This window comes from Kineococcus sp. GCM10028916 (assembly GCF_042674865.1).
Lineage (GTDB): Bacteria > Actinomycetota > Actinomycetes > Actinomycetales > Kineococcaceae > Kineococcus.
On sequence record NZ_JBHTFM010000018.1, the window covers coordinates 160,109 to 177,903 of the forward strand.

Sequence of the window (17,795 nt, forward strand, 5' to 3'; positions counted from 1 at the left end):
TCGTGCGCGGGGCTGTTGGACGGTGCCGCGCACCTCCGCGGCAACTCCACCGCGCGACACGCCCGGACGTGCACGATCTTCCCGGTCGTGAGCCCTAGCGTTGCGTTTCGTGCCCGCCAGCAGTCTCATCTTCCTCGTCATCATCGTCCTGTGGGCTGCCTACCTCGTCCCCGGTGCGATCAGGAAGCACCGACGGGTCGCGTCGGCGAGACAGGCCGACCGCGACTCGCAGGCGATGCGGGTCGTCGTGCGCAGGAACTCCGCCCCGGTGGGCCAGGCCCTCGCGGCGGCCGCGGTGAACGCCGCCGTCCTCGGCGCCTCCAGCCGTCCCGTCCTCGGGGGGACCAGCCCGGCCCTCCCCGCGGCGCCGTCGGTGTCGGTGTCGAGCCCCGCTCCCTCGCTCGTCCGTGCCGCTCCGTCGGCCCCGTCCTCGCGCACGGTCTCCGCCGTGGTGACCCGGCGTCGTCGGCTGCTCGGCACCGTCGTCGGTCTCACCGTCCTCGGCTGGCTGACCGTCCTCGCCGGCCTGGCGCCCTGGTACTCCGGCGCCCTCCCGACGCTCGGGTTGCTGCTCGTCGTCGCCGCGTTGTCCCGCCACGGTGCGGCCAGGTCGGCCCGCCCCGTGGCCGCGCCCTCGCGCGTCACCGAGGTCACGCAGGTCACCGCGGTCCTGCCCGTCCTCCGTCCGAGCGCACCGACCGTCCCCGTGCAGCGGGAGCAGAAGCCGTCCCCCCTCGCCGGCGACCGCAGCTGGCAGCCCGTGCCCGTGCCGCTGCCGACGTACCTGCTCAAGGACAAGGCCCCCTTCGTCGTACCGCCGCTGCCCGCGGTCGCCGTCGCGACGGAGGAGTGGGAGGACGAGCTGGTCACCCGCGTCATCGACCTCCGCGACCACGCGAGAGTCGTCAACCAGTAGCTCCCCGTGGTCCGAGGCGGGGTGCGGGACTGGTAACCTCTTCTCCGTTGCCGCGTCGTCCGGAGCTCCGGGTGCGACGAGGGAACGGCAAGGGGCTGTGGCGCAGCTGGTAGCGCACCTCGTTCGCAACGAGGGGGTCAGGGGTTCGAATCCCCTCAGCTCCACCCATGGGTACGAAGGCCCCCACCGGGTTCCGGTGGGGGCCTTCGTCGTTCCGGGGTGGTCGCGGAGTGTCCGGCCCGGACGTGTGCCCGCCGTGAGGGGCTTGCGGCGAACGGGTGACTCCCGGCTACCATGGGTGGTGTCAGTTCATCCGTCCGTAGTGGTGTTCCGCCGTTCGGAGCGTCCGATCGGGTGACTGGCGTCCCACACCGTCGTGGGGTTCCTGAGCGGACTCACGACGGGGGAGGTCATGGCGACTGAGGAAGTGCGGCTCCTGCCGACGCAACAGCGTCGGCTCATCGAAGCTGACGCGAAGAGCAGGTCCGGCGACGTCAGCCAACCGTTCTTGCCGCGCTCCCGGCGCCGACCTCTTCCCCCACGCCCCCGGGACGGACGTCGTCCCGTCTGGCAGCGCGAGTACGTCCGCACGATCGTCGTCACCGACCTCCTCGCGGCCGCCCTCGGTGCCCTGCTCGGCTGGGCCGTCCGCTTCGGTGACGTCGACCTGCACGTCGGGACCGCCAGCGGGATGTCCGTCGCCTGGACCATGGCGTTGCTCCCGCCCGTCTGGGTCCTGGCCATGCTCTTCTTCCGCGCCTACGAGCCGCGCTTCCTCGCGGTCGGGTCGGAGGAGTTCCAGCGGGTCCTGCTGGCGGGCACGACCGTCGTCGCCCTCGTCGGGACGGCGTCCTGGGCCTTCGACCTGGACGTCGCCCGCGGGTTCGTCGTCGTGGCCCTGCCCAGTGCCGGCCTCCTCACCGTCCTCGCCCGCCTCGGCGTCCGTCACTTCCTGCACGTGCGGCGCGCGGCGGGGGAGTGCATGCAGTCGACGCTCGTCGCCGGTCACCCGGCCGCCGTCGCCGCCCTCGTCCGCCAGGTCCGTCGTCAGACCGACCACGGTCTGCGCGTCGACGCCGCGTGCACCCCGGACGGGGTGACGTCACCGGAACTGCAGGACCTCGGCGTCCCCGTGCTCGGCTCGCTCGACGACATCGCCCCCGTGACCCGGGCCATGGACGCTGACGTCGTCGCCACCCTCACCTGCCCCGAGCTCGACGGCCCGGTGCTGCGCCGCCTCGGGTGGGAGCTCGAGGACACCCGGGCCGACCTGGTCGTCGCGCCGGCGCTGACCGACGTCGTAGGTCCGCGGGTCGTCATCCGCCCCGTCTCCGGGCTCCCGCTGCTGCACGTCGACCGCCCGGAGCTGAGGGGGATCCGCCACCTCGGCAAGACCGTCCTCGACCGCGGCAGCGCCGCGGCCGGCCTGTTCGTCCTGATGCCGCTCTTCCTCGTGCTGGCCGTGCTGATCAAGCTCGACTCGCCCGGACCGGTGTTCTTCCGCCAGACCCGCGTCGGCCGCGACGGCCGCGAGTTCTCCATGGTCAAGTTCCGCTCGATGGTCACCGACGCGGAGAAGCTCCTGATCGACCTGCGCACGGAGTCCGAGGGCAACGGGCTGCTCTTCAAGATGCGTCGTGACCCGCGCGTCACCCGCGTCGGGGCGTTCCTGCGCCGGTACTCCGTCGACGAGCTGCCCCAGCTGTTCAACGTCCTCGGCGGGAGCATGTCGTTGGTCGGGCCGCGGCCCCCGCTGCCCGCCGAGGTCGCCGAGTACGGCGACGACCTGCGGCGTCGGCTGCTGGTGAAACCCGGCCTGACCGGTCTGTGGCAGGTCTCGGGGCGTTCCGACCTCGACCTCGACGAATCGACCCGCCTCGACCTGCAGTACGTCGAGAACTGGTCGCCGGCCTTCGACCTGATGATCCTCGCCAAGACGGCGAAGGCCGTGTTCGGCGGGCGCGGGGCCTACTGACCCCGCCGGGTGGGGTCAGCGGGGGTCGATCGTGACCGCCGCGCCGGTCCAGCCCAGGACGTTGCCCGTGAAGACGATGTCCTTGTTCGTGGGCGCGACGATCGCCCCGTAGCGGCTGTTGTCGTCGAAGGTGTTGCCCTTGACGACGAGACCCGAGATGTTCGCGTCGCTGCGAATGTTGACGGTGTAGGAACCGCCACCGAGGAAGTTCTTCTCGATGAGGACGTTCTTGAGCGACTGCTGGCCCGTCTCGGTGCCGATCATGATGGCGGAGTTCAGCGGGTCGCCGTTGTTGGACGGGTCGAGGGTGTTGTGCCGGATCACGACGTTGGCGCCCGAAGTGGTCTGCATCGCGTCGGAGTGCAGGCTGTCCTCGCGGGACATGTCGTGGATCCAGGAGTCCTCGATGGTGACGTTGGTGCCCCAGCGGGCGCCGTCGGCCGAGCCGTGGAGGTTCACCCGGCGCAGGGTGTAGTTGCCCCAGCCGATGCCGACGTCGGTGCCGGTCGCGTCGATCTCGGAGTCCTCGATGACGAGGTTCTTCGCGCCGTCGGCGACGTTGATCGCCAGCTGGCGGCCCTTGCGGTTGCAGACGACCTTGCTGTTGCGGATCGTGACGTTGCTGGCCTTCACGACGAGGCAGCCGTTGATCAGGACGCCGTCCACGACGGTGCCGTCGGCCGTGATGGTCAGGTCGCCGGTCTGGCTGCGGGCGGGAGCGCCGCCGCGCAGGCCGGTGGTGAAGGCGTTGGGACGCCCGTCGCCGTACTGGGCGCGGGCGGTGCGGGTCGGGCGGTCGACGGTCGCGCCGCTGCCGGAACCGAGGTTGGTGGAGGGGTCGACCACGCGGAGCGACTTCGCGACGCTGCTGCTGCTCTTCCCGCTCACCATCCTCGCGGTGAGGCTGATCCGGCCGGCGAAACCGGACAGGTCGACGGAGGTGGTGGCGGCCCAGTCGCCGTCGGCCAGCTGCGCGGCCTTCGCGGTGGCGCTGACGACCTTGCCGGAGACCACGTAGGTCACGGTGTCGAAGGCCTTGGGGGAGCGGGTGGTCATGTCGATCGTGCTCGCGGGGACACGGGCGTTGTTCACGGAGGTGCCGTTGTAGGCGATCCACGGCGAGGAGCTCGCGGCCAGGGCCGGCGTCGGGGTCGACGCGATGACCGCGGCGGTGCCGAGCACGGCCAGGGCGCAACGCCAGGTACGTCGGGTGGTGAACACGGGGTGCCTCCGCTGGGGTGATGTCTCGAGAACGTTGTCGTCCTCCAAGGCATCGGGTCGCGGGGCACCTCACCGCCATCCCCTCAGCGGGTGACGCGAACGGGTCGCCGAGCGCCGGATCGCGTCACCCTCCGTGAGCCGTTGCGTCCAGCCGGGCGCAGGCGTCACCCACCGCTCACGAAGCCGGTGCGGGTTGCTCCTTCTGGAGCCGTCCGTACGGACCGACGGTGATGTCGCTGCGGATCACCTTCGCCGGGGACCCCGCCACGATCGAGCGGGGCGGGACGTCCCTGGTCACCACGGCACCGGCCGCGACGATCGACCCGTCGCCGATCGTGACCCCCGGCAGCACGATCGCGCCGGCCCCGACGAAGCAGTTGCGCCCGATCCGGGTGTGCGTCTTCTTCGCCCGCGTCATGTCGTGGGCCAGGACGATGGCCTCGAGGGCCACGTAGCTGCGCTCCCCGACGTGGATGCCCCGGGGGAAGGTCTTGTCGAAGCGGGCGGACAGGCTGAACGTCGCCGTGGGGTGGATGTCCATGCCCCACACGCGGTTGAAGACGAAGCGCTTCGTCCCCACGAGGCCCTGGCGCAGCCAGCGCAGCTTGTTGAGGGAGCGTCCGGGTGGGGTGGGCACGAGGGGCCTCCAGGTCAGGCGGTGGGTGTGGGGCGTGAGGTCGTGTCGCGGTCCCAGGCGACGTCCGTGCCGGCGGCGAGCCGCCGGCGGGCGCGGAGCCGGGTCAGCAGCCCCACCGCCGCGTAGACCGGGACCGCCGGCCACACCGCGGGGGAGGTGAGCAGGCGCCGACCGGCCGAGGCCGGGGCGGCCTGCGATCCGCTCGAGGAGGTCTGGGCGTGCTCGGCGACGCTGAAGCGGGCCCGGGTCTTGATCGCCAGCAGGGCCTCGAGCGTGCGCGGCGGGTGGACGGTGAACCGCGTCCCCGCGACCCCGACCCGCTCGCCGGGGGTGAAGAGGGACCGCACGAAGGTGTCGTCGCCCGTCGCGGCCGGGAAGCGGCCGAAGCGCGCACGTCCCGCCGCGGACAGCACGTAGACCCCGGAGCCGATGAGGTCGTCGGTGACGTAGGGGAGCGCGGTCCACACCTTGTAGTACGCGCGCACCACCGGGGAGGAGTGGGTGACGTCGACGTGCAGGCGTGGGGCGGCCGCCAGGGCCGGGCCGTCGCGGACGACGTCGAGCACGCGGCGCAGGTCGTCGGCGTCGAGGGTGATGTCGGCGTCGAGGTAGGCGCGGGGGAACGTCGTGGCCGCCGCGTCCCCGAGGTCGAGGGCGTTGGCCTTGCCGGGCACGTCGGTCTCGACGACGGTCACGCCGTGGGCGCGGGCGCGTTCGGCGGTGTCGTCCGTGCAGGCGTTGGCCACGACCACCACCTCGAGGTCGCCGCGGGCGAGGTCGAGGCGCTGCAGGCAACGGTCGATGACCGCGGACTCGTCGTGCGCCGGGATGACGACGCTGCCGGCGGAACCCACCCGATCGCTCACGCGCGCACCGTAGCAGTCAGGCCACTCAGGGTCGCCTGGCTACGACGAACGGGTGAAATCAGGGCTGGACTTCCTTGATCTTCGTCGTGGTCCCGCGGAGGTTGTTGGAGTCGTCGACGTCCACCTTGTCCTCGGGGGCGATGAGCGGCCCGTACCGGGCCGAGGTGCCGAAGACGTTGTCGCGCAGCACGATCCCCGAGATCCCGGCGTCGCTGCGGACGTTGATCGTGTAGTTGCCGCCGTCGAGGTAGTTGTCCTCGATCGTGATGTCGGAGAGCGTGCCGCTGTCCGCCTCCGCCCCCAGCTGGATCGCCGAGTTCAGCACGTCGCCGGTCGAGGTCTCGGTCGGCATCAACGTGTTGTGCCGGACGACGATCCCGGTGCCGCCGTTGGCCTGCAGGGCGTCGCTGTGGAAGTCGTCCTTGCGGACCATGTCGTGGATCCAGCTGTCCTCGATCGTGACGCCGCCACCGAGCCGGGGGCCGTCCTGGACGTCGTGGACGTTCACCCGGCGCAGCGTGTAGCCGCCCCAGCCGATCGCGACCTCCGTCGTCCCGGCACCGTCGATCTCGGAGTCCTCGATCACGATCCCCTTGCGCGACCCCTCGATGACGATCGCGCGCTGCTTGCCCCCGCACGTCAGCTTCACGTTGCGCACCACCACGTTGCTGGCCTTGATGGAGAGGCAGCCGGTGATGTTCAGGTTCTCCACGACCTGCCCGTCCCGGTCCGCCGTGACCGGTCCCGAGTCCGTGAGCGCCGTGCCCAGCGGGACACCGGTGTTCTGCGGCCCGGGGTAGCCGTCGGGGATGCCGAGCCCACGGGCCTGCTGGGTGAGGCGCTCGCGCTGGGCGGCGTTGCGGTCCTCCGAGGTCGACGACCGGTCCGTGGAGGCGCCGCCGGAGCAGGCGGTCAGGGTCAGGGCCAGCGTGGCCAGCACCGGTCCGAGGAGTCGCAGGGGACGGGACGGGGGGAGCGGGAGCACGGTCACCTCTCGAGCGCGGACCTCGTCATCAAACCACGGCGCCGAGGACGCCCGATCGGCCCAGTCACTGGGGATGTTCGCTACGGACAGGTGATTGTGCAATGCTCAGCGTCGTCCAGCAGAGATGCCGTTCGGCGGAACGACGCGCTCTTCCCGGCCGAACGGCCCTCCGACCGGAACTGTGTGCTCGAGAGGCCGAGGAGACCGCCTGTGACCATCGGATCGCTGTCCAGGGTGCTGCTGCACCGCTGGTACCTGACCATCGTGGTGCTTGCGGTCGTCGTGTACTTCGCCCGTGGCGCCTGGAACCAGGCCGAGCCCGAGTACCAGACGTCCACGACGTTCCTGGTGACGCCGAGCGTCGCGCTCTCCACGCCGAAGCCGGAGCTCCCGCAGGGGACGCAGCCCGGCCCCAGCAACCCGTTCTCCCTCTCCGGTGGCGCCACCACGCTGGCCCAGACCATCTCGACGTCGCTGAACACCGACTCCCTGCAGGCCGGCTTCATGGCCCCCTTCCCCGACGCGCAGTTCTCCGCGGCGGAGGCCTCGAGCACCTCGGGCAGCAAGACCTTCTTCACCGTCACCGCGGTCACCGCGACCCCCGACCAGGGCGGAGCGGTCCTGCAGGCGGCCCTCGGCGCCGCGGCGCAGAACCTGCTCGACGTCCAGCACGCCGTCCAGGCACCGGACAACGCGCTCTTCATCGTCATCCAGTCGACCCCGGTCAACGGGCCGGTCGAGAGCTACCCCGACCGGGCCCGCGCCGCCGGCGCCGTCGGCCTGGGCGGTCTCGTCGCCGGGATCGTCGCCATCGTGCTGGTCGACCTGATCCTCTCCGGGATCGTCGGGGCGATCCGTCGCCGCCGTGACCGCGCGGCGGGGCGCAGCTCCACTCCCGGGACCGCGGTCGTCGACGGCGCGCCGCTGAGCACGGAGGACCCCGCGGCGGTCGGGAGCACGGGCGCGGAACCGCGCATCGACGTGCGTGAGTCGAACGGGTCCAGCCGTGAGTCGCGCGAACGCGCGAGCTCCGCCGGCCCCCGTCCCTGAGTCCCGCGTGAGCCTGGCCACGATCGGGCGCTCGGTCGCCCGCACCGTCGCAGACCCCACGCGGCACGTCCCCCACCGGCCCCGGCCGTTGCGGGTGTCGTGGCTGCCGGTCGCCGTCATCGCCTTCGCGTTCCTCGTCCCGGGCAACTTCGTGGTCCCCGGGCCGTTGCGCTCCAACGGCAGCCCGGCGCGCATCTTCTCGCTGGTCTGCCTCGCGCTCGCCGTCCTGACCTTCGTGGCCGCTTCCCGCCGCCGCAGCGACACCGACGTCCCGCGCTGGTCCGTGGTCGGGGGCGCGATCGCGCTCTACCTCGGTGCGGCGACGTGGAGCTACGGCGTCGCCGTGATGCACCCGCTGGACGCGGGGCAGTCCGCCGGTGCGCTGCGCTCGCTCATCGCGGTGCTCGGGGCCGCCGGGGTCGCGCTCTACGTCTGGATGCTCGTGCGCGACCGCGCCGACGTCGACCGCATCCTCGGCTGGATCGTCGTCGGGGCCACGTTCTCCGTCCTCGTCGCGCTCGCCGGGATGGCCGGGCTCATCCCCAGCTGGGCCTCGATCGCGCGGATGAGCGGACTCGTCGAGAACACCGCGACCCTGCGGGAACTGAGCCGACTGGACTTCACCCGGGCCCGGGGGACCAGCGAGCACCCCATCGAGTTCTCGCTGGCCACCACCGCGGCCCTGCCGCTGGCCCTGCACTACGCCCGCTACGCCGTGACCCGCACCGCCCGCGGCTGGTCCGCGGTGGCCTCGGTCCTGCTCGTCGTCGGGGTGCCGCTGGCCGTCTCGCGCACCGCCGTCCTCGGGGTCGTCATCGCCCTCGTCGTCGCGGTCTCGATCTGGCCCGCGGTCCAGAAGTTCGTCGCCGCGCTGGTCGGGGCCGCCGCCGTGGTCGGCTTCTTCGTGCTCGCGCCGGCCCTCGTGCAGTCGCTGGTGGAGATCTTCACGACCGCCCAGGAGGACAACTCCGTCACGGGTCGCCTCGACGACTACGTCGTGGTCGAGCAGCTGTTCCTGGCGAACCCGGCGCTCGGCCTGGGGATGGGTGTCTACCGCCCGGACACCGGCGGGAACTACCTGGACAACACCTGGCTGAACACGATCATTGGTGGGGGTGCGGTCGGGACCCTGGTGTTCGCCGCGCTGTTCCTGCTCGCCGCGGGCGTCGCCTGGGACCGCAGCCTCATCGGCCCCGACCCCGCGCACCGCAGCCTGAACCGCGCGCTGCTCGCCGTCCTCGCGGTGGTGCTCATGGGCTCGCTGACCAGCGACCTCACCTCGTTCCAGCAGCCCACGCTGGTGTTCATGGTCGTCCTCGGGGTGCTCGCGTCCCGGGCCGGGAAGGGAACTCCGTGACGCCACGGCTGCTGGTCCACCTCCACCCCGCCCCCGACCGCGACATGGTGAACCCCTACCTGTCGATGCTCGTCGCCGGGTTGCGCTCCGAGGGTGTCGAGGTGGTGGAACTGGGCACCCGGGAGTTCGACGACACCTCCGTCGTGCACGTGCACTGGCCCGAGATGCCCTTGAACGCGGCGAAGCTGCAGTGGACGCTGCGGCGGCTCAAGAACCTCTTCGCGGCCCTGGTGAGCGCCCGCCGGCGCGGCGTCCCGGTCGTCTGGACGGTCCACAACCTGCGGGCCCACGACGGTCGGCGCCCGGCTCTGCAGCGCCTCCTGTGGCAGGTCTTCCCCCGACTCGTCGACGGGTGGATCTCGTTGTCGCGCAGTGGGATCGAGCCCACCGAGGCCGCGTTCCCGGCGCTGCGCCGGAAACCCCGGGCCGTCGTGGCGCACGGGACCTACGCCGGCGTCATCGGACACCCGGACGGGGCGGCGGCCCGTTCCGGGCTGGGGCTGCCGCAGGACGCCCGCGTCCTCGGACTCGTCGGCCGGATCAAGCCGTACAAGGGGGTCGAGGACCTCGTCGACGCCGTCACCGCGAGCACGGACGAGGACCTGCGCCTCGTCGTCGGCGGGGGGTGCGACGACGCGGCGCTGCGGTCGCGGCTGGAAGCGGTCGCCGCGCTCGACCCACGGATCACGTTGCTGCTCGAGCGGTTGCCGCAGGAGCGGGTCGATGCCGTCCTCGCCGCCTGCGACCTCGCCGTGCTGCCCTTCCGGGCCGTGTTCAACTCCGGGTCCGTGCTGCTCTGCCTCAGCGCCGGCCGTCCCGTCCTCGCCCCCCGCACGCCCGTCTTCACCGAGCTCGCCGAGCAGGTGGGACCGGGGTGGCTGACGACCTTCGACGGCGAGCTGACCACGGCCGTCCTCGAGGACGCCCTGCGGCGGCTGCCCCGTGCGGGGGCGCCGGACCTCTCCGCCCACGAGTGGCCGGCCGTCGCGGCGGCGCACGTGGAGTTCTACGAACGGCTGCGCCACCGGGCCGAGCACACCACCGACCAGTTCTCCGGAGGAACGCGATGACCGCCGACGCGGCCACCCACGTCAACGGCCTGCGGGAGCAGTTGCTCTCCACCCTGCGCGAGGTGCTGCCCGACGCGCCGCGCTGGACGGCGTTGGACTACCCCATGCACTTCAACTGCGGGGACGCCGCGTTGCACCTCGGTCTCGAGGCCGCCGCAGCGCACCTGCAGCGGCCGGTCGTGCGCGTCCTGGACCGGGTCTCCTTCCGACCGCACCTGGTGGACCCCGGTTCCCTCATGGTGATCCAGGCGGGGGGCAACTTCGGCGGGCTCTACCCGACCCACCACAAGCTCCGGATCCGCGTCCTGGAGCAGACCCGGGGCCGCGACCTCGTCCAGCTGCCGCAGTCGATCGAGTACGTGGACGAGGCCCACCGCGAGGAACTGCGCCGCGCCGTCGGCGAGCACGGTGCCTTCACCCTGCTGGTCCGCGACCGCCGCAGCCACGAGATCGCCGTGCGCGACTTCGACTGCCCCGTGCACCTCGTCCCCGACCTCGCCTTCGCGCTGGGGCCGTTGCCGCGTCGCGCGGCGGTCGTGCCGCGGGTGGTGCAGGCGCGCACCGACAAGGAAGCCTCTCTCGACACGGTGGCGGGCGAGACCTTCGACTGGTTGCAGGCCCCCGCGACGAGTCGGTCGGCCCTGATGCTCCGGCTCGGCAAGCGGGTCAACGCCCAGCAGCGGCGCACCGCATCGGGCGCCCTCGCCACCGTCAACCGCCGCGTGCTGCACGGCCTCGCGCAGGCCAACCTCGACCGCGCGGTCGCGCTGCTCTCGCGCGGGGAGCAGGTCGTGACCGACCGGCTGCACGGTCACGTGCTGTGCACCCTCCTGCAGATCCCGCACGTCGTCGTCAACGACAAGTTCGGGAAGATCCAGGCCCTCCACGACACCTGGACCGCTCAGGACCCCACCAGCGCCTTCGCCGCCGACTGGGACGGGGTCGAGGCCGCCCTGGCCTCGCTCGCAACGCCTCAGCCGACCCAGCAGCGGTAGGTCCGGGCGCCCTCGAGACGTCCCAGCAGCGTCGCGGCGCGGCAGATCCACCGGCCGCGCTGAGCCTCGTCGCGGGCGAGGTGGTGGGCGTGGCGCACCAGCCACTTCGCCTCGCGCGCCGAGCGGGAGGGGCGGCTGGGTCGGGCTCCCTGCTCGCGGAAGTCACGCAGCAGTCGGGCCTCGCTGCGTGCGTAGTGCCGGAACTGACGCGCGGTGCCCCGCAGGTCGGTGCGGTAGCGGTAGTGCACGACCGCCCCGGGGGCGAGCGCGAGCTCGTGCCCCGCGAGCTGCAACCGCCAGCTGAAGTCGACGTCGTCACCGCCGGCCACGTACGTCTCGTCCCAGCCGCCGACGGCGAGGGCCGCGTCGCGGTGGACGGCGAGGTTGCAGCCGACGGCGTAGGGCAGGAAGTCCAGCTTCGTCGGGAGCCGTCCCGCCGGTGGACCGGGTCGCCAGGTCGTGCGGATCGCGTCGTTGATCTGCGTGGTCTCGTTCACCCCGCCCACCACCGCCGCGTCGGCGGCGGCCGTGACCAGGGCCCGCAACCACCCGGGGACCACCTCGTCGTCGGCGTCGCACACGGCGACGAGGTCGGCGCGGGCGGCCCGCAGGCCGGCGTTGCGGGCCGCGGACACCCCGCGGACCGCGGAGGCGTCCACCCAGTGCAGGTCCAGCCCGAAGGTCCGGGCCCAGTCCGGGACGCGCTCCCGCAGACCGTCGCTGCTGCCGTTGTCGGCGAGGAGGACCTCGAAGGGCGCCCCGAGGTCCTGCTGGGCCAGCGCCTTCAACTGCGCGTCGACGACGTCGACGACGTTCAGGCAGGGCACGACCACGCTCACCACCGGGCTCACCGCGGGCTCAGCCACGCGACACCTGCTTCCCGTCACGAACGTCCGCGACACCGGCGGGGGAGTTCTCCTCGAGGCTGGTCTCCAGCGTCTCGCCGTCCGGGGCGTCGCCCGCGGGGTTGGCGACGGCGCCGGGTTCGGGCGGGGACGCGGCGTTCTTGCGACCGCCGCCACGGAGGCGGCGCAGGTCGCCGCCGAACTCGCGGACGACCGGGCGGGCGACCAGCAGCAGCGCCGCCACGTAGACGACGCCGGCCGTCACCGCCGCGACGAGCAGACTGGCCCACGTCGCCAGCCCACCGGTGAACTGCAGCTCCAGCACCACGACCCCGGCCATGATCGAGGCGGCGAGCAGGACGCGCATCGGCTGGACCAGGCAGCGGTAGGGAACCCCGGCGACGCGGTGCAGCACGATCTGACGGATCGGCAGGAACACGGCGGTCCGGGCGAAGAGGGCCAGCGCGACCGCGACGAGGCCGTGCGAAGCCGTCAGGGCGGTGAGCCCGAGGTGGGTCGCGACGATGACGGCGACCAGGACGATCTCGGGACGGAGCCGGTTGATCGCCACGACGACCTGACGGTCGAAGTAGCTGAACACCCCGAGGACGGCGGTCAACGTCGTGATCTGCGCGACCGTCGCCGTCGTGGCCCACTGCTTCCCGAGGAGGAAGGGGATGAGCTCGGTGCTGGTGACGGTCAGGAACAGCATCGCGGGGAACATGACCATCCCCGCCGCCGTCATGCTCGTCTCGTACGCGCGGTAGAGCCGCGGGCGGTCGTCCTGCAGCTTCGCGAAGGTCGGCGTCGTGACCGAGCTGATCACCGAGGAACCGGTCTCCTGGATGATGCGCATCAGGCGCGTCGCCACCGACCAGTAGCCCAGCGTCGTCGCGCCGGAGATGCCCGCGAGGACGAACTCCTCGCCACGGTCGCGGGCCTGGATCAGCAGGTCGATGCTCAGCAGCTTCGTCCCGAACGAGAGCATCGCGCGCGACGTCGCGGGGTGGGGCAGCTGCTTCGGGAACCAGTGGGCCGAGGTCCAGATGATCACGACGCTGATGAGACCGCGCAGCAGGGACTGCGCGACGAGGGCCCAGACGCCCGCGCCCATCAGGGCGAGGACGATCGCGACGACGGAGCCGCTCACGGTGGCGATCGTTCCGCGCACGGCCAGGGACTTGAACCGCATCTCCCGGCGGAGCAACGCGGTCGGCACGCTGTTCAACCCGGTCAGCACGACGCCCAGGGACAGGACCCTGAGCACGGGCGCGAGGGCGGGTGTCCCGAAGAGCGCAGACACGGGGGTCGCCAGCAGGGCCAGGAGGGCGGCGAGCACGACGGCGATGCCCATGCTCGTCCAGAAGGCGGTGCTCCGCGTGCGTTCGTCCAGGTCCTTCTGCCGGACGATGAACGTGGCGAGTCCGGAGTCGCTGAGCAGGGTCAGGACGCCGATCACGGACATCGCCAGCGCCACGAGACCGAACTCCGCCGGCTGCAGCTGGCGGCCGATGACGATGAAGGCCCCGGCCGTGGTGGCCCGGACCGTCCAGATCTGGATCGCCGACCAGAGAACGCCGTGGGCGGCCTTCGTGCGCAGCGACGGGGTGGCGCTCACCGGGTGAGCCTCGGGAACGTGCGCGGACGCGTCTTCCTCACGTCGGGGTCTCCTCCTGCCGAGTCGGTTCGGTCCTGCGGTCGCCGGACCACCAGACATCAGCGTGTGGCGCGACGGAACTTACCGTGCGTTGCTGCAAGACCTCAACGAGTGGTGGCGTTCACCACATCGAGGAGGTAGCCCTCGCGTTCCGCGTCGACCACGTCGCCCACCACGGCCGGTTCCGCCGGAACGGCGGGCCGGGGAGCGGACGATCGCGCGAGGCGGCGCCGAGCCTCGGAGACCAGGACGGTCGCGCTGGCCCGGCCCGTCCCCGCTGTGCTCTGGTAGAGGACCGCCCCGTTGCGCGCCGCGTCGCCGACCACGTGCGGGGGGCGCACCGTCGTCGTCGCTGCGCCGAGCGCGAGCCACGGCGAGGACCCCGAGAGGGCGCGCAACGTCCGTCGCGGGACGGGCGCGTCCAGCACCTGTCGCGCTCTCGCCAGCGTGAGGGCGACCGCGAGCCCGGTACCCGCCGCTCCGGTGGTCTCGCGGAGCCGCTCCCAGTCGGCCCCGGCGCTCGCGAGACGCAGGTCGTAGGACCACAGCAGCCGCCACGCCCCCGACAGGCAGGCGTGCAGCGCGAGGTGGTGCAGCTGGTCCGTCGCGTCGAGCACGGGGGCCCGGGTGCCGAGCAGGGTGACGTCGCGGGTGCGTTCGAGCATCGCGTCGACGTCGACGGCGAAGCGCCGGCGACGGGAGGGGCGGTTCACCAGGTGCCAGTGCAGGTCGAGGAAGGCGCCGTGCGGCAGGGCGACGGCGATCTCACCGGCCCGGGCGGCGCGGATGCCGGCCCAGTCGGGGTCCATCGCGCGGGCGCCGATCGACTCCAACGCGCGCAGGGCGTCGCCGAAGGCGGCGGGGGAGACGAGGACGTCGAGGTCGTGGAACTCCCGCGGTGCGCCGCCGTGGACGGTCGCCGCGACCGCGGGGCCCTTCAGCACGGCCCAGGGGAAGCCGGCGAGGGCCTCGGCGACGAGCTTCAGGTCGAGCTGGACCGGGAGCTGGCGTCCGGCCTGGGCGAACACGCTCGGCCGGGTCGCGGCGCGCAGGTGCGCGACGGCGTCGGCGTCGTCGGCGTGCTTGAGCAGGTGGTCCAGGGAGGGCCCGATCCGGTGGTGGTGCACGACCTCGGCGAGCACCCCGGTCTCGACCCCGGTCGGGTCGGCGGCGACGGCGCGCAGGCGGTCACGCACGAAGGTCCCCGCCGCGCGGACGCGGTGGGGACCCCTGGTGCTGCGCGGAGCGTCGGTGCTCAGGACGGGAGCGGGGCGCAGTCGCAGGAGGAGACGGAGTAGAGGGGCTTGCCGGCGAGGAAGTCGCCGTCGCTCTTCTGCCCGAACTGCTTGCCCGAGAGCGTCAGGTCGGCGAGCGAGCCGAGGGTGGTCAGGGTGGGGGCCTGGTAGGGCTGGGTCACGGGGTCCTCCTCAGGAGTGAGCGTCAGGAAACGGTGTACAGCGTGGTGGTGCTGCCGTCGTCCGCGCAGAGGAAGTCGCCGTCGCTGCGGGTGCCGAACTTCTTGTCGCGCAGGGTGAGCTCGGCGAGCGAGCCCAGCGTCGTGAGGCGCGGAGCGGTGTAGTGCTCGGCCATGGTTGCCCTCCTGAGGCGTCGCGGTCCAGCGGTACTCGATGGCGGTGCGTCCGAAACGTGACACTCGGTCGATCGAACGTTACTGCACCTGGGTCCTCCTTGGGCACTCTTCGTCAAGATCATCTCAACGGAGAGTAGGGACTTTCCCGGGTGGTGCGGCACGTGGGGGAACGGGCTGCTTGTCTTCTCCCATGACCACCACCTCCGGGGTGCCCGTCGCCTACGGACTCGCCCTGCCCGACCTGCGCGGGGCCGCGCACCTGCTGCACCCCGCCCGTGGCGACGAGACCCTCTGGCGCATCGAGCGCACCCGGGTCGAGGGGCGGACCCCCGTGGAGACCTCGGTGGACTCCCGTCGGGCCGTGCTGGGGATGGACGGCGGTGACGTCGAGATCGACCGCGCGTCCGCGACGACGACGTTCCGGGCGAGCACCCTGCCCACCGACCTCGAGGTCGTGCACCCCCACCTGGCCTCCACGGCCGTCACCGTCGCCCACTGGGCGGGCCGGATCGCCCTGCACGCCGGTGCGGTCGTCGTCGACGGACGGGTCTGGGCGGTGCTGGGGGAACGCGGAGCCGGCAAGAGCACCGCGATGTACTCCCTGGTGGGTGCGGGCTACCCGCTGGTGACCGACGACGTCCTGGTCCTCGACGGCGCCCGGGTGCTGCCCGGGCCGCGCTGCATCGACCTGCGCCGTCCCACCGCCGAGCACTACGGGGTCGGCGAGGACATCGGCGTCGTGGGCCGTCGCCAGCGCTGGCGGGTGGAACTGCCCGGCAGCGGCCGGGACGACCGCCTCGACCACGACCTGGAGCTGGCGGGCCTCGTCCACCTGGCCTGGGGCGACCACCTCGCCGTCACCGAGGTCCCCCTCGACCAGCGGTGGCCGGCCCTGCTGGAGGGTCTGGCCCTGAAGCTCCCGCCCGCCGACCAGCGCGGGATGCTGCGGCTGCTGGCCCTGCCGACGGTGCGGTTCCAGCGTCCGCAGCGCTTCGCCGAGGTCGACCGGGCGGCGCAGACCCTCGGTCGTGAACTCAGCCGGTGGGGTGCGCGGCGAGCCACGCCTGCTGCAGCAGGGTGAGGGTGTGCAGGTCCGGGGCCGGTGAGCTCCACTGCGCGTGCAGCGCCTGCGGGTCGACGAGGTCGGCGTCGACCCCGCCCCCGGTCCAGCCCCGGGCGAACTCCGCCGCCGGCCCGGCCCAGAACGCCCCGTTGAACCCGGCCTTCGTCTCGCGGGTGAGGAGTTCCCGCGGCAGCAGGTCGCCGAAGTGCTCGAGCAGTTCCCCGCTGCGACCGCGGGGGCCGGACCAGCCCCAGGTCGCCGCGGCCGCGGCCAGCACGGGAGCCGCCGCGAAGGGGTGCTCGACGACGACGTCGTGGGCCTGCGCCATCCGCTGCTTGGCCCGGCGGGGGAGTTGCAGGACCCGTCCGGGCCACGTCCACGCCGCGGCGGCGACGTCCCAGCGCAGCGGCTGCGCCGCGGCGTCGAGGGCGTTGGCCCGCCGCAGTTCCCGCGCGGTGTCCGGGCGCAGCCAGTCGTGGTCGAGGTCGAGGTGGCGGCCACCGCGCCGGGCCCGCCACGACCTCGGCGCCGCGGCCGAGAACGCGAGGTTCGGCAGCGAACGCCACCGCAGCGGCGCACGACGGGCCGCGACCCGCACGACGGGGTAGCGCGCGACCTGCGAGAAGAGCTCGTCGCCGCCGATCCCGGTGAGCACCGACCCGCCGCGGGCCGCGGCGAAGACCGGTTCGTGCAGGTGACCGTTGAAGGGGGACAGCACCCCGTCGCGCAGCAGGACGGTGCGCGCGTGCGGGCCCAGGACGTCGAGCTCGTCGGTCCAGGTCGGGCGCTGCCACTCCTCCAGGCCGAGGTGTCGCACGACGAGTTCCTGCCAGTCGTCCTCGTGGGAGTCCACGACGGCCGGGAAGCGGTGGGAGTAGGGGACCGGGTCGGGCAGCCCCTCCCGACGGGCGACCGAGGTCGCCACCGCGAGCACGGTGGAGGAGTCGCGCCCGCCGGAGAAGCTGACGACGCAGGGGTTCCGCTGCAAGGCGGGCAGCACGACGGCCTCCACCGCGGTGCGCAGCGGCGAGGGACCCCGCGCCGTCGTCCGGGGAAGAAGGGGCAGGGGCTCGACCCCGGGCTGGGGCCCGAGGGGCATGCCCCAGCTGCTCTCCAGCGGGGTCAACCGCAGCAGGGGGTCCTCGGCGGGGGTGGAGCTCACCGCAGGGCCGGGACCCTCGTCAGTTCCCGGTAGGTCGTGCTCTCGTCCTCGTCGTGCCCGTCCAGCCAGGCGTGCGCCGCGAAGCCGTCCGCCACCGAGGCGGCGACGACGATCTCGTGGTGCTCACCGTGGGCCGTCAACCAGGCCTGCACGATGAGACAGCGCTGCAGGCAGGTCGCCCCGCGCCGGCTCAGCACGGCCTCGACGGCGGCCAGGGCCCGGGGAGGCAGGTCCTTCGGGGGGACGACCCGGGTCCGCAACCCGTCCTCGGGCAGCACCCTGCGCACCTCGCGCAGCGAACGGTCGGCCCACCACGCCGCGCTCAGCCCACCCTCGCGGGCCAGCCGCAGCCGCCGGCCGACCCGGCGCCCGGTGCGACGCAGCGCGCGACGGGTGGGGTGCACG

At 72.9% G+C, this 17,795-nt stretch carries 18 protein-coding genes and 1 tRNA gene; 8 read left to right on the forward strand and 11 right to left on the reverse strand.

Annotated features, from left to right (window positions below; translation table 11 throughout):
• Window positions 1-109 precede the first annotated feature (109 nt).
• The 3 genes from ACFQ46_RS19810 to ACFQ46_RS19820 all read left to right on the forward strand — a co-directional run bounded on the left by ACFQ46_RS19810 (window position 110) and on the right by ACFQ46_RS19820 (window position 2,891).
• Complete coding sequence (locus tag ACFQ46_RS19810) at window positions 110-916, forward strand: hypothetical protein (RefSeq protein WP_380261279.1); 807 nt, start codon at window positions 110-112, stop codon at window positions 914-916.
• A 91-nt stretch (window positions 917-1,007) separates the two neighbouring features.
• Window positions 1,008-1,080: transfer RNA gene (locus tag ACFQ46_RS19815), tRNA-Ala, on the forward strand.
• Between the two features lie 248 nt (window positions 1,081-1,328).
• Entirely contained in the window at window positions 1,329-2,891 is a 1,563-nt protein-coding gene (locus tag ACFQ46_RS19820) for a sugar transferase (RefSeq protein WP_380261281.1), read from the forward strand.
• A 15-nt stretch (window positions 2,892-2,906) separates the two neighbouring features.
• On the opposite strand, the gene ACFQ46_RS19825 is transcribed toward ACFQ46_RS19820, so the two are convergent.
• From ACFQ46_RS19825 to ACFQ46_RS19840, 4 genes are all read right to left on the reverse strand, one after another.
• On the reverse strand, window positions 2,907-4,112 hold the full coding sequence (locus ACFQ46_RS19825; protein ID WP_380261283.1) for a hypothetical protein: 1,206 nt from the start codon (window positions 4,110-4,112) through the stop codon (window positions 2,907-2,909).
• A gap of 175 nt (window positions 4,113-4,287) precedes the next feature.
• Window positions 4,288-4,749, reverse strand: coding sequence for an acyltransferase (locus ACFQ46_RS19830; RefSeq protein WP_380261285.1), 462 nt, complete (start codon window positions 4,747-4,749; stop codon window positions 4,288-4,290).
• Between the two features lie 14 nt (window positions 4,750-4,763).
• Window positions 4,764-5,615, reverse strand: coding sequence for a glycosyltransferase (locus tag ACFQ46_RS19835; protein ID WP_380261287.1), 852 nt, complete (start codon window positions 5,613-5,615; stop codon window positions 4,764-4,766).
• A gap of 58 nt (window positions 5,616-5,673) precedes the next feature.
• Complete coding sequence (locus ACFQ46_RS19840) at window positions 5,674-6,600, reverse strand: hypothetical protein (protein ID WP_380261289.1); 927 nt, start codon at window positions 6,598-6,600, stop codon at window positions 5,674-5,676.
• A 210-nt stretch (window positions 6,601-6,810) separates the two neighbouring features.
• Here ACFQ46_RS19840 and ACFQ46_RS19845 point away from each other — a divergent pair, with 210 nt between their 5' ends.
• The 4 genes from ACFQ46_RS19845 to ACFQ46_RS19860 are packed head-to-tail and all read left to right on the forward strand — an operon-like array spanning window position 6,811 to window position 11,072.
• On the forward strand, window positions 6,811-7,650 hold the full coding sequence (locus ACFQ46_RS19845) for a hypothetical protein (protein WP_380261291.1): 840 nt from the start codon (window positions 6,811-6,813) through the stop codon (window positions 7,648-7,650).
• A 7-nt stretch (window positions 7,651-7,657) separates the two neighbouring features.
• Window positions 7,658-9,007, forward strand: coding sequence for an O-antigen ligase family protein (locus ACFQ46_RS19850; protein ID WP_380261293.1), 1,350 nt, complete (start codon window positions 7,658-7,660; stop codon window positions 9,005-9,007).
• Window positions 9,004-10,077: a glycosyltransferase family 4 protein gene (locus ACFQ46_RS19855; RefSeq protein WP_380261295.1), complete on the forward strand. Its 1,074-nt coding sequence runs from the start codon at window positions 9,004-9,006 to the stop codon at window positions 10,075-10,077. The genes ACFQ46_RS19850 and ACFQ46_RS19855 overlap by 4 nt, the downstream gene beginning before the upstream one ends.
• Window positions 10,074-11,072 (forward strand): polysaccharide pyruvyl transferase family protein, encoded by a 999-nt coding sequence (locus ACFQ46_RS19860; RefSeq protein WP_380261297.1) that lies wholly within the window; start codon window positions 10,074-10,076, stop codon window positions 11,070-11,072. Before ACFQ46_RS19855 ends, ACFQ46_RS19860 begins: the two co-directional genes overlap by 4 nt.
• On the opposite strand, the gene ACFQ46_RS19865 is transcribed toward ACFQ46_RS19860, so the two are convergent.
• The 5 genes from ACFQ46_RS19865 to ACFQ46_RS19885 all read right to left on the reverse strand — a co-directional run bounded on the left by ACFQ46_RS19865 (window position 11,051) and on the right by ACFQ46_RS19885 (window position 15,164).
• Window positions 11,051-11,938, reverse strand: a complete 888-nt coding sequence (locus ACFQ46_RS19865; RefSeq protein ID WP_380261299.1) for a glycosyltransferase family 2 protein — start codon at window positions 11,936-11,938, stop codon at window positions 11,051-11,053. The two genes, ACFQ46_RS19860 and ACFQ46_RS19865, sit on opposite strands and share 22 nt — an antisense overlap.
• The gene (locus ACFQ46_RS19870) at window positions 11,931-13,535 is read right to left on the reverse strand and encodes a lipopolysaccharide biosynthesis protein (protein WP_380261301.1); all 1,605 of its coding nucleotides are present in this window, start codon (window positions 13,533-13,535) and stop codon (window positions 11,931-11,933) included. The genes ACFQ46_RS19865 and ACFQ46_RS19870 overlap by 8 nt, the downstream gene beginning before the upstream one ends.
• A gap of 143 nt (window positions 13,536-13,678) precedes the next feature.
• Window positions 13,679-14,770, reverse strand: a complete 1,092-nt coding sequence (locus ACFQ46_RS19875) for a nucleotidyltransferase family protein (RefSeq protein WP_380261303.1) — start codon at window positions 14,768-14,770, stop codon at window positions 13,679-13,681.
• Window positions 14,771-14,829: 59 nt separating this feature from the next.
• On the reverse strand, window positions 14,830-14,991 hold the full coding sequence (locus tag ACFQ46_RS19880; protein ID WP_380261305.1) for a lasso RiPP family leader peptide-containing protein: 162 nt from the start codon (window positions 14,989-14,991) through the stop codon (window positions 14,830-14,832).
• Window positions 14,992-15,014: 23 nt separating this feature from the next.
• Window positions 15,015-15,164 (reverse strand): hypothetical protein, encoded by a 150-nt coding sequence (locus tag ACFQ46_RS19885; protein ID WP_380261307.1) that lies wholly within the window; start codon window positions 15,162-15,164, stop codon window positions 15,015-15,017.
• 191 nt (window positions 15,165-15,355) lie between these two features.
• Here ACFQ46_RS19885 and ACFQ46_RS19890 point away from each other — a divergent pair, with 191 nt between their 5' ends.
• A complete protein-coding gene (locus ACFQ46_RS19890; RefSeq protein WP_380261309.1) occupies window positions 15,356-16,246 on the forward strand; it encodes a hypothetical protein in 891 nt (296 codons plus the stop codon).
• On the opposite strand, the gene ACFQ46_RS19895 is transcribed toward ACFQ46_RS19890, so the two are convergent.
• Together ACFQ46_RS19895 and ACFQ46_RS19900 are read right to left on the reverse strand one after the other, a co-directional pair.
• Window positions 16,200-17,390: an asparagine synthase-related protein gene (locus ACFQ46_RS19895; protein ID WP_380261311.1), complete on the reverse strand. Its 1,191-nt coding sequence runs from the start codon at window positions 17,388-17,390 to the stop codon at window positions 16,200-16,202. The genes ACFQ46_RS19890 and ACFQ46_RS19895 overlap by 47 nt on opposite strands.
• A complete protein-coding gene (locus ACFQ46_RS19900) occupies window positions 17,387-17,794 on the reverse strand; it encodes a hypothetical protein (protein WP_380261313.1) in 408 nt (135 codons plus the stop codon). The genes ACFQ46_RS19895 and ACFQ46_RS19900 overlap by 4 nt, the downstream gene beginning before the upstream one ends.
• Window position 17,795 lies beyond the last annotated feature (1 nt).